Origin of the sequence: Paenibacillus senegalimassiliensis, assembly GCF_001486585.1 — a bacterium.
In the GTDB taxonomy this organism is placed as follows: domain Bacteria; phylum Bacillota; class Bacilli; order Paenibacillales; family Paenibacillaceae; genus Fontibacillus; species Fontibacillus senegalimassiliensis.
This window is the reverse complement of sequence record NZ_LN909044.1, coordinates 379,002-394,084: the sequence shown is the minus strand read 5'-3', so window position 1 is coordinate 394,084 and position 15,083 is coordinate 379,002. Positions and strand designations below refer to the sequence as shown.

Sequence of the window (15,083 nt, the reverse complement as noted above, 5' to 3'; positions counted from 1 at the left end):
CTGAAATTGAATAGAACCAGGATATTTGTAGCTTCGATGGCGGTTACCGCTCTGCTTGGCCAAGCTGTTGCGGGCCCTGTAGATGTTGCTGCTGCCGCTGCTAAGAAAACAACGACTTCTCAGAAGCAACCTGCAGTGAAGACACTTAGTCAATTGAAGGCCGTGAGTATTGGTGCCAGGAGTACGGTTAAGCTAACCAACGTTAATATTTTGTCTCAAGATGGCGAAAATATATTGACGTATACTTTGACTTATCAAAATGGGGGGAGTTCTGCTCTATCCTTACTTGATTATTGGTCTAAAGTTAAGACGAAATCCGGAACGGTCTATAGTGTGTCCGCCATCAGTGCTGACAAAGACAAAAAGACAGTTGTTCCAGGAGCTTCTGTTAATGTCACTTATACGGCCAAGATTGCTAAGGGCCTAAAGTATAGTGATTTGAACTTCCAAGTGATTAAATGGAATTTTAGTGTTGCCGGGTATGAACAATTACTCGGAAGTATAAGCGTGCCAGCTTCTTATGTGGTTGCTACTCCTGTGAACACAACAGGAAAGCTTGTTTTTGGTGAGAATTCAGCCAATGCTAAAGTAACTTCAGTAAATGTAATTGGGCTAGGAAGCTATAATTATGTAGGGGTTGCCTTGCAATTACATAATTCGGGCTCCAGAACGATCGAGAACCCCAATTTGAAATATATATTACAAACCCCTAGTGGTACCCCATTTGCTTTAACTGCAGATGCGTCTAGTACAAATTATCAAATCTATCCTCAGGAAATCAAAACACTTAACTTAATTGCCAAATTGCCAAAAACAGTGAATACGGCTAATTTACAACTTCTAGTAGCTCAGAATGATGAAACCACTAAGGCCGATCTACCTTTGGCTACTATGGACTTGGGGACGAAAAAAGGGCAACAGTCTGTTACTGCGGTGGATAAGGAACGCATTCTGAATGTGAGCAATAATCGAATTGCAACAAGAATAGATAGCGTGTCACGAAATCAAAGCTTTGGGGAAAGTAGCCTGTCTGTACAGTTTGCTTTGAGTAATAAAGGCGATCAGACAGTAACTTTGCCTAATTATGCTTTTGAAATTCAGGCAGGTGCCAAATCTTACACTTTATCAGCTAGTGGACTGGAAGGAATTACGTTGGGGCCTGGTGAGGAACAATTGATTACTGTTGATGGTACGATTCCTGTCATTGTTAACTCAGATGAACTTGAACTGATACTTAAAACACCAGCGGGAACCTCAGGCTCTGGAGAGGGAGCTACGCCTGAAACAGCTAGTACTTATCCTCTAGCAGCGTATAGCTTACCTAATTATACCGAAATGCAGAGCTCGGTGGGGCAAGAGAGAATTGTTAAGAATAATGATGGAACATTTGGTGTTACACTGGATGCTGTTCAGAAGCTTCCTTGGAATGATGGGAACCTGTTGGCAACTAAGGTTACCATTGCTAATAAAGGTACCAAAGCAGCAAAATTACCGGAGTTGGCTGGGGCCTATAAGCTTGATTTAACTACGCTAAGCAACGATGTGCAATTGATTAGTAGTAATACGACTCAAATACTGGGTGCTGGTGAAAAGACGAGTGTTTATGTGGTCGCGAATGTTCCAAGTAGTCTCACATTCTCCCAGTTGCAGGTTCAACTACTTCAAAAAGTAGGTGCTGATAAGACAAGCAATTGGACGATGTTCTCTAACTATGGGAAAACAAGTGATTTGAAGGAAATTGCAGATGGTTCATACTTCAATTTGGATACAGCAGGTAAGAAATCTGATTTACAAGCACGTAAGACATATATGTATAAGGGCAGCAGTAACGATATCATCTACTCTGAATTAATTATGAAGAACCGGGAGACCAAACAAGTAACTCCAAGCCAACTTACAGGTTACTTCTTAACGGATAAAGGACAATACTACAAAGCCGAAGCCAATCAAGTAACTCATTCGGTTGGACCCGATGCGGCAAGCATAGTCTCCTTCTCTGCCAAGGTTCCTAAAGGGACAGTTGTATCCAACTGGCAGTTAATTGTTGGCGAAAGTATTAAGGACAATCAATTTGCTCAAGGAGAAGATGTGAGCACGGGCTATGTAAATGCAGCGACCATGGAGCTTAATCTGGACAGTCGAAGTGTTCAAAGAGGTCTCAAAAATGTACAACTCTTCCCGTATACACTGGATGTAACGACTATTGAGGGGCGTACCAATTCTTCTGGACTTGAAATAAACTTAGAGTATGATCTTAGTCGTGACTTAAGCTTTGAGATGGGAGAATTTGAGCATAAGTTCATGCTTGAAGTTATAGATTCTAGTGGTGCTCGTTTCCAAAAAGAAATTGAATTGGAAAAGGATTTTGTCATTGGTAATAGAAAAGAATTGTCGTACCAGATTACCGATCCTATTTTTGCAACCTTGAAATCAGGCTCATTCCAATTCAATATTTATGATGTTTATCAAGGAGAAAAAACAATCATTGCAACACAGGCATCATACTTCATTAATGATGATCTATATAATTAAAATACTTTACTCACAAGCCCAAATCCATCCCGGATTTGGGCTTGTTTCACTCTATTAAAACCTCTATCATAGACAGTAGCAGATTCATAGAGGAGGAGCATAATGAAGTCAGTTTGGAAAGTTACGGCTGCGGTAGTTCTGATTGGCGGTAGTGTATGGGCGGGATCTTTATTGAATATGCAAGCAGAGGGAGCAGAGGCCACGCCAGGAACCGCTAACGACCCTGTTGTGACGAAGAGCTATGTGGACCAGGCTATTCGTCAGGCTTTGGGGGGCGGGGGCTCATCTGAACCATCCAAGGAGACTCCGGTGACAAGCCCTGGTAGTTCAGGCAACTCAGGCGGCAGCTCTAGTGAAGAAGCGATTAGCATTGTTGAGGTGAAGCCTGGGAAGATTCTTATTGCTTCCGCAGGAGCTGAATTCATCGTTCGTTCCGGCAAAGCTGTAATCTATAGCGCAGATTCAAATGGTGTTGCTGATCTTACGGATGGTAAGGATATTGCCAATGGTGGAACAGTAGTGAATAATCATTTGTTATCTTTCCCTCGTGAAGGACGGGGTATTCAAGTTGTGGACGGAGACACCCATAACTTAATTGTGATGGTACGTGGCGGATATAAAGTTCAGTAATAGCATATAAATTCCATGATCTTGCATAAGTAACAACCATTGATCCGTGTAAATTAGAGCCGTTAACACATAATACTCCTGAAGATATTATTTTCTTAGGAGGTGTCTACAATCATGGCAAGAAATAATCGTAAAATTGTACCGGAAAGCCGTCATGTGCTACAGCAATGGAAATATGAAATTGCCGCCGAATTCGGGTTACCCGTAGGTTATGGAGCGGAAGGCGTAGCAGATACAGAATTCGCTGGCGAATTAGGCGCTACGAGTAGTGGCGGACATATACACCGCGGTGGCTGGGGACATTTAACGTCTTGTGAAAACGGATCAATTGGTGGAGAAATCACCAAACGATTGGTTGCCCATGCGGAGCGGGATTTTTCTTTATAACATAATTCCGACAAAAAAACATGAATTTATTTTGACACGACCTGTCAAATGCGATAATATTTCATTTGAGGATTGTCGATCAAACCTTTTCCAATGTGGAAAAGGTTCATTTTTTGATTATCAACCGCATTACTGCGATCCTTACATAAAATATTATCTCCATACGCTGGGGAGGAGGTTCCATTTATGTCTATACAAGGAAGACACTTATTTACTTCTGAGTCTGTTACCGAAGGACATCCTGATAAAATTTGTGATCAGATTTCAGATGCAGTACTTGATGCCTTTCTGGAAAATGATCCTTATGCCAGAGTAGCGTGCGAAGTATCGGTTGCTACAGGTCTTGTGCTAGTCATTGGTGAGATCAGCACCAAATCGGAATATGTAGATATTCCGGCTATTGTACGGAAGACGGTTAAGGAAATTGGATATACTCGCGCCAAATACGGCTTTGATTCCGATACCTGTGCAGTGCTTACCTCGTTGAACGAGCAGTCTGCAGATATAGCTCAAGGCGTTAATGCAGCTCTGGAAAATCGCGACCCGGAACAAATGGATAAAGAAACAGCCAATATTGGTGCCGGTGACCAAGGCTTGATGTTTGGTTTTGCGACCAATGAAACCCCTGAGTATATGCCTTTGCCGATTGCTTTGTCGCATCGTATTGCTCGTCGCCTTGCTGAGGTTCGCAAGGATGGTTCACTGACTTACCTGCGCCCTGATGGAAAAACACAGGTAACGATTGAATACTTGGACGGTAAGCCAAAACGTGTGGATACGATTGTAGTATCTACCCAACATGCGGAAGATATTACGTTGGAGCAAATCCAACGGGATATTAAAGAACAGGTCATTCTTCCAGTGGTTCCTGCTGAACTGCTCGATGAGGAAACCAAATACTTTATTAACCCTACAGGTCGGTTTGTTATTGGGGGGCCTCAAGGGGATGCCGGACTTACTGGCCGGAAAATTATAGTAGATACTTATGGTGGGTATGCTCGTCATGGTGGGGGAGCCTTCTCCGGGAAGGATCCGACTAAGGTGGACCGTTCTGCGGCATATGCAGCTCGTTATGTAGCTAAGAACCTGGTAGCTGCGGGCTTGGCAGATAAAGTGGAAATTCAGCTTGCTTATGCCATCGGAGTTGCTAACCCCGTGTCCATTAATGTGGATACTTATGGGACAGGGAAGGTGCCTGAGGCCAAGCTAGTTGAGCTTGTTCGTGACAACTTTGATCTCCGTCCTGCAGGCATTATTCGCATGCTGGATCTTCGTCGCCCCATCTATCGCCAGACGGCGGCTTATGGACACTTCGGACGTACAGACCTCGACTTGCCTTGGGAAAGAGTGGACAAGGCAGATGCTTTGAAGCAGCAAGCGGGTCTTTAATCAACCAACGCTAGTTTAAAGAACAAACGGGCCTTTTTCCTAAACGGAAGAAGGTCCGTTTTTTTGGCAAAATTGTTCCTTACCCAGTTTGATATCGGTTCTGAACGTTTGAATGCTGTCTAAACTTATAGACTCAATTTGCCGTTAATAGATATAGGTGTGTGTCGGTTTAGAGACTGTCTACATAGATTATTTTGCTAGAGAGGGGAACAAGGAAAATGAAAAGGAAAGTATTCACCATACTTGCTATGTTATTGATCTTTTGTATGTTGGTCCAGCCTGCATCGTTGGCTGCGGCCTCCAGCACAGTAGCTCAAGGAAATGTAATAGGACAGTATACTGGTGAAGAAGCGAACCAGGTGTTGTTCCGTAGTTTGGAGAGTGATAGTCAGATTGCGAAGAGACAGATGGCAGCAGTTTCAGTCTCGGCCACGCAGGACACATATTTAAATTACAAAAATTTGTATCCCAGCGCGGGAAGCACCAACGTTAGTCTCAATACAGATTTAGAAATCGCTTTTGATGCTAATTATACAATTACTGCTGATGTGGATAAAAGTGGAATCCGTCTTCGAGATAGTGGCAACGATTCAGTAGATTTTAGTGTTCATCGAAGTAGTAATACATTGGTCATCTCTCCAGACACCGGGGATTCGGATTGGCATGCAGGAGATAAGTACACGGTGGTGATTGATCGAGGAGCAATTACTCTTAAACGTAGCACGGGTACTCAAGTATTTTATAATAACGGCATTAGTTGGACTTTTACAACGGCCGGAACAATAAATGATACGACGGCCCCCCTACTGGAGGGTGTAGAAATGTACAATAATAGGACGATCCGTCTCAATTATAATGAACGGCTTAATTCAGACGACCCGCGGACTTCTTATTTTACAGTGACGGTGAACGGGGACTCTCGTTCTATAAGTAATGCATATGTATCTGGTAGCAGTGTTTATGTTGTTCTAGAAGTAGGGGTAGCTATCGGGCAGAATGTCCGTATTAGCTATAGCGGTAGTGATAGCTACAGAGCCATTCAGGATCGTTCGGGTAACCTGGCTGCTGCCTTCTCTGCTAAAGACGTAACGAACGGCGTAGATTCAGTCATGCCGAAGCCAAGAGATGGTCATATCTCCGGGAGTACGCTGACGTTGTCTTTCAATGAAAGCTTAAAGTCGGTATCGACCTACGCTTACCAGCAATTTACGGTTACCGCCGACGGTTCAGTGAAGTCGATAGATCGTCTGAGCCAAAGTGGTTCAACGGTTACCCTTTATTTATCCAGTGCCGTAACGAATGGACAGGTAGTTAAAGTATCGTATACTCCAGGCTCTTATCCGCTCAAAAATAGCCGAGATTTGGATATTTCAGCATTTAGTGATTTTCTGGTGCGAAATTATAACGATACTAAGCCTCCGGAGCTAGTGGGGGTAGAAGGTTCTGAAAATAAGATTACGATGAAATATAATGAGGCGCTAAGAACCTCGATTACGCCGCCGAAGAGTTATTTTTCGGTGCTGGTCAACAACTCTCCGGTCTATGTTACCAAGGTAGAGGTGGAGTCCGATCAAGTTACACTTACCCTGGCCTCATCTTTCAACAAGGATCAGAATGTGACTTTGTCTTATGTATCTGGGGTGGATGGAATTGCCGATTTAAACGGGAATCTGGCCGGATATATCAACTTGAAGGCGGTTGGGTATGGAGCTGTAGCGGATGGAGTTCAGTCGGCTGCGGTAAACGGTGATATTTTATCCATTGTGTACAATAAATCTTTACGAACCGTGTCCAATTTGCCAACAGGTCAGTTCTCAGTGCTAGTCAATCAGGTTAGCCGGGGGGTTCAGGCTGGTGAAGTCAGTGGAGATACCGTGCTGCTTAAGTTGACCTCTCCCGTTACGGCTGGGCAGACAGTTGTATTAACGTATTACACGGGAACCAATCCACTATATGATGGCCAAGGAAACATGTTAAAGAGCTTCAGCAATATGCCTGTACAAAATTTGACCGGTGGTGGTTCCGGGGCAACGCAACTGGATTACTTGAATACCGTGGCGGCGGGTGAACTAGGTAGTGGCGGGTATTTGCTCAATATGAAAGCTGCCACAACTTCTTCCAGCCAGTCCAGACGTGGACAAGCAATCAAGCGCTATGTGCTGGATAATACTAAGCTAAGAGATGCATTACAATTCCTGGATAGCAGCAAGGCAACATCCCAAAAGCTGATATTTGAAGTGCCTGCTACAGAGAAGGCTGCTGAGCTAGTTGTGCCGATTGGTGCGCTCATTGATTATTATAGTATGGGAAGAACAGGTACCATTGCACTGAAATATAAAGATGTGATGTATGAACTACCATTGGAAAAAATTCCATACAACAGCATTTCACGTCATTTTGATAATACTAATCTGATTAGCGCCTTTGTGAGAATTCAATTGGAGCCTGTTTCCAGAATGGAGTTATCCACTCCTTACGCTCCTACGACTAATATCACTCCGCTCGTAGATCCTGTGGAGGTGCAGGTATCAGCTTACAACGGCTTGATGGCTAGCAACTCACTGGATTTGGACATGACAGGTAAGCTGTACTTCAAGACGCCAATGCTTCAATCAGGCTATGGGACGGTCTTCCTAAGTGCCTATGATAGAGCGACGGGGGCAATTACCTACATTCCTTCTAGCAAATCTGGCAGTGGAAGCGGAGCAGTGCTGACAGGAGTGCTGAATGGCAACTTCATCGTGGGCCCAGCCGAGGGATACAGCTATTTTTCGGACGTTTCCAAGCATTGGGCCAAAAATGATATTGCAGAGCTGTCAAATCGCTTGATTATTTCAGCACGTTCTTCGGATAATAGCAAATTCCAGCCTAATGAAAATATAACCCGTGCGGAATTTGCCGAGTTTATTGTCAAAGGTCTTGGACTTGTAGGAGATGAAGAAGGTGTGCGTCGCTTCCCTGATGTGTCTGCGGGCGTGATGGGGGCCTATATCGGGGCTGCGGCAAAGGCCGGGATTATTAACGGCAACTCTGACGGAACGTTCAAACCGAATAGTTATATTACGCGCGAGCAGATGGCGCTAATGATGGTTAGGGCAATGGATTATGCGGGGTATGATATGTCGATGAATGGAGCGAGTGCTGCTACATTAACGCGCTTCAAGGACGTAGCCAAGATTCAGTCCAAGGATACGGTGGCTAAAGCCGTGAAGGAAGGGATTATCCAAGGGGTATCGGTGAACACCTTCCAGCCGCAAGGTAATGCAACACGGGCGCAGGCGGCAGTAATGCTCAAGCGAGTCCTGGATAAGCTGAACTATTTATAGAGTTGTGAATCATCCCGGTGCGGGGATACCCTGCATCGGGATTTTTTATGTTGATAAATGCTTATACACAAGTTATCCACCAAACTCACAAAATCCACAGGGGTTTCATCCTTAAAAAAAGAATGTGCAGATAGTTACCCACAATATCCACAAAACTTATCAACAAAATCCACATTATCCACATCGAATAAGAGAAAGAGAGATTTTTTAGTGAAAGAAATCTGCAAATTGTGGATAGTTTTGCTAGATTTCTTTAACAATCTCGCTTTTTTTCGTAACTTTTCTGTGTAAATACAGTCTATAAATAGAGTACTAGTTCGGAGGTGGGGAGTATCCCGTATCCGGCATAGATTTTGTTTAAACAGATGGGAGAGTCGTTATCTAAAATGGTAGTCAAACAAGAGGAAACTGGAAGAGTTGTCGTCAAATCGGAAGCTGCCCGTCCTAACTCAAAATTTACCCGGCTGGTCGTTAGCCATGGCAAGAAGTTGGCATTGGTTACGCTGGCGGGATTAATATGGATTCAACCTGTCATTGGGCTTGGCCCGCTAGGAGGTTCTGCATTAACCGCCGAGGCAGCTGCTAGTCAGACGGTGAAGCGTGGGGAAGAAATTCTAACCTCTGGAGCAAGGCTCGTCAAATATGAATATACGGTCACCCGTTCAGGTAAGCCGGTGAAGGTATTGGCCGATGTAATTGAAGTGGATTTAACCAATCCCTATGTTCAGCTCGATGTGATGACTGGCAAGGGGGGACAAGTCACAACTAGACAAACGGTTGAAAACATGGCGAAAGAAAATGGAGCCGTGGCTGGTGTTAATGGGGATTTCTTTGCGACTAAAGGACAGGGAGTTCCCATGGGAGGGGCCGTTTCTCAAGGCACCATGGTGACTAGTCCAACGCAGTTACAGGGGATGTATGCCTTTGTCGTGCGTAATGATGGAACTCCGATGATTGATCGGTTCAGCTTTAACGGTACCGTATTTGCCGAGGATGGGTCTACCTTTGCTCTTAGTGGAATCAACCAGGAAGCCTACATGACAGAACCGGAGAAGGCCTATAGCCATGCCGGGAAAATGTACATTTATACCAGTGCGTGGAAGGCGGAAGCGCGGCCAGCAGACAGCTCAACGACGCCTACGGAGGTCATGGTGCAAGGGGGCGTGGTCACGCAAGTTTCCTTGCAGTCGGCCATCCCAGGAGCGGTGCCGCCGGACGGTTATATTCTGCGTGCCCATGGGGCTGCTGCGGAATATGTGGCCTCACATCTTACGGTGGGAACGCGAGTCGATACTAGTTATGAGCTGCGCTCGCAAACCGATGGACAAATTATTAATCCGGCCGAGCTGAAAATGATGATTGGCGGACATACCCTGCTGGTGGATCAAGGTAAGGCTTCGGCATTTACTCGTTCTACTACATCTATTAGTGGTGGAAGTGCAGTGGCCCGGACGGCTGTTGGTTACTCCAAGGACGGAAAGAAAGCTTATATCATTACCGCCGAGAAGAATGGCAGCAGTAGTGGTATGACATTAAAAGAATTGCAAAGCTTTATGACAGGAATTGGCGTCTGGAAGGGTGTAAACCTGGATGGTGGCGGCTCTACGACGATGGTGACGCGGCCGCTCGCTGAAACGAATGCCCAGTTAACATTTACTACCTCCAATGGCTCGGCAGGTCAACGTGCGGTTGCTAATGGCTTGGGTGTATTTAGTACGGCGCCGCAAGGAGCACTGAAGGGTCTGAAGGTGAGTGGTGCCATGGCGCTGCTTATTGGACAAACCGTCCCTTACTCTTTGAAGGGCTATGATACTTACTATAATCCGATCGATACGGGAAGCATTCAGGCTTCATGGAAAGCCAGCAATGGCAATGTAGTATGGACCGAGGGTGGGTTTAAAGGTGTGAAGGCGGGAACCGCCAAAATTACGGCATCCAGCGGAGAAGCTAACACCAGTATGGATGTGAAGGTGCTGGGAGGCTCGGATCTGGAGAGCTTAACGCCAGGTACCACCTTTGCCCCACTGGAGGCGGGAGCTAGCGTGACGGTTGCCGTTACGGCGCAAATCAAAAATGGAGCTGCGGTGGAAGTGCCTTCTGAATCCGTAAAATGGACTTTTAGTGGCATGAAGGCGAATGTGCAAAATGGTGTCTTGACCGTCCAGTCCATTAATGATGGGGCAAAGTTTGCCTATGCAACACCTTCTTATGACGGATTTACCGGTACACCGGTCGTACTCGCAGCTTCCTTGGAGACAATCTGGGAAAGCTTCGAGAATATCACCTACCCTATTTCCTTTACCGGGCTTCCGGTGGGAGTGACCGGATCGGCAACGATCGTGCCAGGCAGCGGCGAGCGTGCCAATTCTCAGGTACTGCAGCTTGATTATGATCTGACAGGTGGAAGTGGTGGCAAGTTTGCTTATGCAGAGTTTAACGGGGGAAGCGGTCGAGCAATTCCGGACAATGCTACGGCATTAACAGTGGATGTACTTGGCGATGCCAGTCTGAACTGGGTACGGGCTGAGTTGTCCGATGCCGATGGGAAGCCGGTATACGTGGATCTGGCACGTCCGATGGATTTCAGCGGTTGGAAGACCGTGACCGCCGACTTGACAGCAAATACAATTAAATACCCGGCCAAACTCAAACGGCTGTATGTCGTGAACGTAGAAGAAGGTCAGGATGAGCGAGCGTTGACAGGAAGCGTATCTTTTGACAATGTACGCTTCACAGCACCGGCCCTTGAGGGAGATACAGGCTTCCCGAGTGCCAAGGCTGTGATGGTGCTGGGTCAGAAAACAATGACGGTCAATGGGAAGAAGCAAAGCCTGGAAGCAGCACCGTTGTTGCAGAACAACACTACCTACGTGCCGATAAAATATGTATTGGATGCTTTTGGTGGTAATGCAGCATGGAATAGTGCGGCTAAAAAAATTACGGTTACCCGGGGAGCGACCACGTTAGAACTGACCGTGGGGAAGAAGGAATTCCTGCTGAATGGGGCCGCGAATAAAGCAGAGGTTTCACCAATAATTGTAAATGGTAGGACTTTAGTCCCGCTTCGAATGGTATCTGAACAGCTTGGGATTGGCGTAAATTGGGAACAGAAAACCAAATCCATTACTCTCGAATCATGATATGATTAGTCTGGAACTATATGGACTAAAGAACGGAGAAGGATAAGTGGATTTCCAAGCCGATGCCATTGATCGCGTCATTAACAATGCTGTAAACGTAATGGAAAATAGCAAGCTGCAAATCCTTGAAATACTGGACTCGGCGCGTAATGAGCTGAAGACTCTCAACAACGAACTGCAAAATGTCATGAAGGAAACGGCAGAAACGGTAGAGAAGGTAGATCAACTTGAAGTGAATTATCGTCTTTCCCGCATCCGGCTGACGGAAGTCAGCCGGGATTTTGTGCGGTACAATGAGGAAGATATCAAGCAAGCCTATGAGAAGGCGACGCAGCTTCAACTTGATTTGCTGATTTATCGGGAGAAAGAGATGTACCTGAAGGCTCGTCGCGACGAGCTCCAGAAACGGTCTCGGGATGTGGAGAAATCGGCTGAACGTGCAGAGACGATTAGTACACAGATGGGGGTTGTGCTGGAATATTTCTCAGGCGAGTTAGGTCAGGTGACCCGTATTCTGGAATCAGCGAAGAACCGGCAAATCATCGGGCTAAAGATTATTTTGGCTCAAGAAGAGGAACGCAAGCGGATATCTCGTGAAATTCATGATGGGCCTGCACAACTACTTGCCAATCTAGTGCTTAGGACGGAAATTGTAGAAAGAATGCTCGCTAAGCAGGAATTTAAGATGGTACAGGACGAAATAGTAGATTTGAAGGCTCAGGTACGTTCGAGTCTGGAAGAGATGCGTAAGGTTATTTTCAATTTGCGTCCAATGGCTTTGGATGACCTAGGTCTCATTCCAACCTTGCGCAAATATGTGCATGACTATGAAGAGAAAACAAAGATTCGGGCTACCTTTGAGACCAGAGGTAAGGAACATCGGCTATCCTCTTCCATGGAGGCGGCGATTTTCCGTCTGGTACAGGAAGCGCTCACCAATGCGGCTAAGCATGCTTATCCCACTTATGTGAGCGTTGAAATAACCTATCAGGTGCAGATGCTGCGTATTATGGTAAAGGATAACGGGTTAGGTTTCAAGGTGGAGCAGTTGGAGCAAAAAACAAATGGACACACTCATTTTGGCTTGATCGGCATGAGGGAGAGAGTGGAACTGCTGGAAGGCAGAATGGAAATTGAATCCACAGCGAATTTGGGAACCCAAATCGTCATCCACATCCCGACCAACACAGAGAAGAGAAAGGAGTACGAGGATGGATAATGTTATAAATGACAGCAGAAGAGCAATACGAGTTCTCTTGGCTGACGATCACCAATTGTTTCGTGAGGGTCTTAAACGGATTTTGAATATGGAGGAAGATATTGAGGTTGTCGGCGAATGCGCGGATGGAGCGCAAGTGCTGGAGGGCTGCCGTCAATATCAGCCTGAAATTGTCTTGATGGATATCAACATGCCGCAACTGAACGGGGTTGATGCAACAGCCGAGCTTCGCGAGGCTTTGCCAGAAGTGAAGGTCATCATTTTGTCGATTCATGACGATGAAAGCTATGTGTTTGAGACGCTTCGTAAGGGGGCAACCGGTTACCTGTTAAAGGATATGGAGGCTGAGTCTTTGATCAACGCTATTCGGACTGTAGCTGAGGGCAATGCCTTTATTCACCCTAAGGTTACCGGGAAGCTGATTCAGCAGTTGCGCCGTATGGAGTATCTGAGTGAAACCGGAGCTATCGCCGAGGATAACGCGATACGTGAAGCAGGCGTCAAGTTTGTGGCGGGGGATGACAATCCGCTGACACGCCGTGAGGCCGAAGTGCTTCGCCTGATGGCTGAAGGACGCAGTAACAAGATGATTGGTGAGCATCTGTTCATCAGTGAGAAGACGGTTAAGAACCATGTAAGTAGCATTCTGCAAAAAATGGACGTGGATGATCGGACACAGGCCGTTATTAATGCCATCAAATTTGGCTGGGTTACTTTATAGAGAGGTAGTCCAAAAAGTCATCTTTTGATCACGAAGCGTATTCACGAAGCAGATTCGGCGTCGAATCTTGAATTCAGCCGGGCCTTCCGATGCTCACGTACCCACTACGTACGCTCCGCTTCTCAGTCCCTAGCTTCATCCAAGCTTCTTGGTGCTGAAAACCTGACTTTTTGTACTCATACCTTTTGTTCATAGTTATAATAAATTAAAAGAGGATCATTAGGTACATATCGACTGGGTAGTAGATCAATAAATTTAATCTGGTAGATTCTCTGGAAAGCTACGCAAGGAGCCCAGTAACCGACCTCTAAGTGGCGGCATATATTGTCGCTATAGGGAGGTGAGTCCTGTGGTTCCTTACATGGGTTGGGTACTGCTGGGTTACGGGCTGGCTGCAGCACTCGTGCATGTATTTCATGGCTTGCATTTGCGGAAAGGGCCCAGGGAAAATCCGGTTCTTCATTATATTTTGGTGACAAGCAATCATGGACAGCAAATGGAATGGTATTTAAGGGCTTTATCATGGTATGCCCGTTTGCGTGGTATGCCACTTAAGGTAACGGTGCTGGATGCCGGGTCCGACGATGATACGGTAGCGATTGCATGGAGATTCCACGCGCAAGGGGAAATGGAATTGACCGTAATTGGGCTGCCTGTGGTACAAAGGGAGGATATGGAGGGCCGGGCCACAGATTCAGTGGAGGGATCGCCCATTTATATTGACCTTCGTATTCCGCAAGAGGCGGGCAAAATTCCTTATGTCCATGTGTAAATGGTGCAATGAACAACAGCATAGGAATAGACTGGCGCATAGGCATGCGCAGTACAAAGTGTGAAGCACACTCTCATGAATGGCGATAAGCCGGAGAGTGTGCTTTTTTGCGTTCAGGGACATTTAGAAGCGTGGAACGGCAGATGTGGACCTTTTCGAAAGGAGGTGGTTTATACGGGATAACACGACTCATAAAAGGTGAAAGAAGGATGAGTAAACCTATGCGTTCAGGGAGTAAGAGTTAATTATGTAAAGTCATGGGAACCCGCGTTGCAAAAGGATTTTCTCAAAAAGAGGAATTATCTCAAAACTGTTGAAATATGCTTAAACTTGCTATATTTTAGGGGGATTTGCAAGTGAAACTAGGCCTATATGCCATTAGGATGATACATGGCTGGGAATTACGCGTGAGCTTGGATATACGAATGGATTGCATATGGTGGAACAGTGGGGAGAGAGTCACCCCTTCTACTATGTATTTATTGGCCGCTGAACTGCCTTTGGGATGGGCAATAGCCGCCAGGGACCGCTTTGTCCCAAACGAGGAAATGGAGCGCTGGGACGGGCATAATTGGGATCGCTACTTGCAAGAGATGCTGCGGGAAGAACGGGCTGCTGAGGTGACTTTGAGAGAGGGACAAGCAGGAGAAGCCTGGGAAAGGCTCAAAGGGTCGTCGGGGTGGGTGTGGGGGCAAACGGGGGGATTGCCGAAGGGAGAGATGCTGGTGCAGGGAATGATGACTCACCAACTTACTCATGATGAAGAGACAGTACGGCGTCTGGCGGCCTTACTTGAAGGCCGCTCGCTGCTGGAGGCGGAGCTGCAGCAGCTACTCGCGGAACGCTTGCCAAGCGCAGCGGAGGCCTGGCGCTCCGTGGTTCAGCACGCGCATCTGCAAGGGCGCGTGGAACTGACGGCGGGCGTGGAGCGTCTAGCCCGCCGCTCCGGCTCGGGCCTGCGCATGCG

At 46.4% G+C, this 15,083-nt stretch carries 9 protein-coding genes and 1 pseudogene; all 10 read left to right on the top strand.

The genetic code is table 11. The annotated features are described in order from the left end of the window. The first annotated feature begins 6 nt into the window (after positions 1-6). On the top strand, positions 7-2,532 hold the full coding sequence (locus BN3279_RS07620) for a hypothetical protein (protein WP_059050038.1): 2,526 nt from the start codon (positions 7-9) through the stop codon (positions 2,530-2,532). 102 nt (positions 2,533-2,634) lie between these two features. Next, entirely contained in the window at positions 2,635-3,162 is a 528-nt protein-coding gene (locus BN3279_RS07615; protein WP_059050037.1) for a hypothetical protein, read from the top strand. 114 nt (positions 3,163-3,276) lie between these two features. Further along, positions 3,277-3,549, top strand: coding sequence for an alpha/beta-type small acid-soluble spore protein (locus tag BN3279_RS07610; protein WP_059050036.1), 273 nt, complete (start codon positions 3,277-3,279; stop codon positions 3,547-3,549). 186 nt (positions 3,550-3,735) lie between these two features. Next, a complete protein-coding gene (metK, locus tag BN3279_RS07605; protein WP_059050035.1) occupies positions 3,736-4,938 on the top strand; it encodes a methionine adenosyltransferase in 1,203 nt (400 codons plus the stop codon). A 218-nt stretch (positions 4,939-5,156) separates the two neighbouring features. Further along, complete coding sequence (locus BN3279_RS07600; RefSeq protein ID WP_059050034.1) at positions 5,157-8,264, top strand: SwmB domain-containing protein; 3,108 nt, start codon at positions 5,157-5,159, stop codon at positions 8,262-8,264. A 365-nt stretch (positions 8,265-8,629) separates the two neighbouring features. Continuing rightward, positions 8,630-11,404, top strand: a complete 2,775-nt coding sequence (locus tag BN3279_RS07595; protein WP_187377764.1) for a stalk domain-containing protein — start codon at positions 8,630-8,632, stop codon at positions 11,402-11,404. Positions 11,405-11,450: 46 nt separating this feature from the next. Continuing rightward, positions 11,451-12,623 carry a sensor histidine kinase gene (locus tag BN3279_RS07590; protein ID WP_059050033.1) on the top strand — a complete coding sequence of 391 codons (1,173 nt, stop codon included), beginning with the start codon at positions 11,451-11,453 and terminating at the stop codon, positions 12,621-12,623. Next, positions 12,616-13,344: a response regulator gene (locus tag BN3279_RS07585; RefSeq protein ID WP_059050032.1), complete on the top strand. Its 729-nt coding sequence runs from the start codon at positions 12,616-12,618 to the stop codon at positions 13,342-13,344. Before BN3279_RS07590 ends, BN3279_RS07585 begins: the two co-directional genes overlap by 8 nt. Positions 13,345-13,693: 349 nt before the next feature. Then, on the top strand, positions 13,694-14,116 hold the full coding sequence (locus tag BN3279_RS07580; protein WP_059050031.1) for a hypothetical protein: 423 nt from the start codon (positions 13,694-13,696) through the stop codon (positions 14,114-14,116). 383 nt (positions 14,117-14,499) lie between these two features. Beyond that, positions 14,500-15,083 (top strand): annotated as a pseudogene (locus BN3279_RS23960) (hypothetical protein); the annotation flags it as partial.

What these genes read in the sequence shown, in the direction of transcription:
- BN3279_RS07600 (WP_059050034.1), top strand. Translation starts at nt 5,157, where the DNA reads ATGAAAAGGAAAGTATTCACCATACTTGCTATGTTATTGATCTTTTGT.
- BN3279_RS07610 (WP_059050036.1), top strand. Translation starts at nt 3,277, where the DNA reads ATGGCAAGAAATAATCGTAAAATTGTACCGGAAAGCCGTCATGTGCTA.
- BN3279_RS07585 (WP_059050032.1), top strand. Translation starts at nt 12,616, where the DNA reads ATGGATAATGTTATAAATGACAGCAGAAGAGCAATACGAGTTCTCTTG.
- BN3279_RS07595 (WP_187377764.1), top strand. Translation starts at nt 8,630, where the DNA reads ATGGGAGAGTCGTTATCTAAAATGGTAGTCAAACAAGAGGAAACTGGA.
- BN3279_RS07615 (WP_059050037.1), top strand. Translation starts at nt 2,635, where the DNA reads ATGAAGTCAGTTTGGAAAGTTACGGCTGCGGTAGTTCTGATTGGCGGT.
- metK (WP_059050035.1), top strand. Translation starts at nt 3,736, where the DNA reads ATGTCTATACAAGGAAGACACTTATTTACTTCTGAGTCTGTTACCGAA.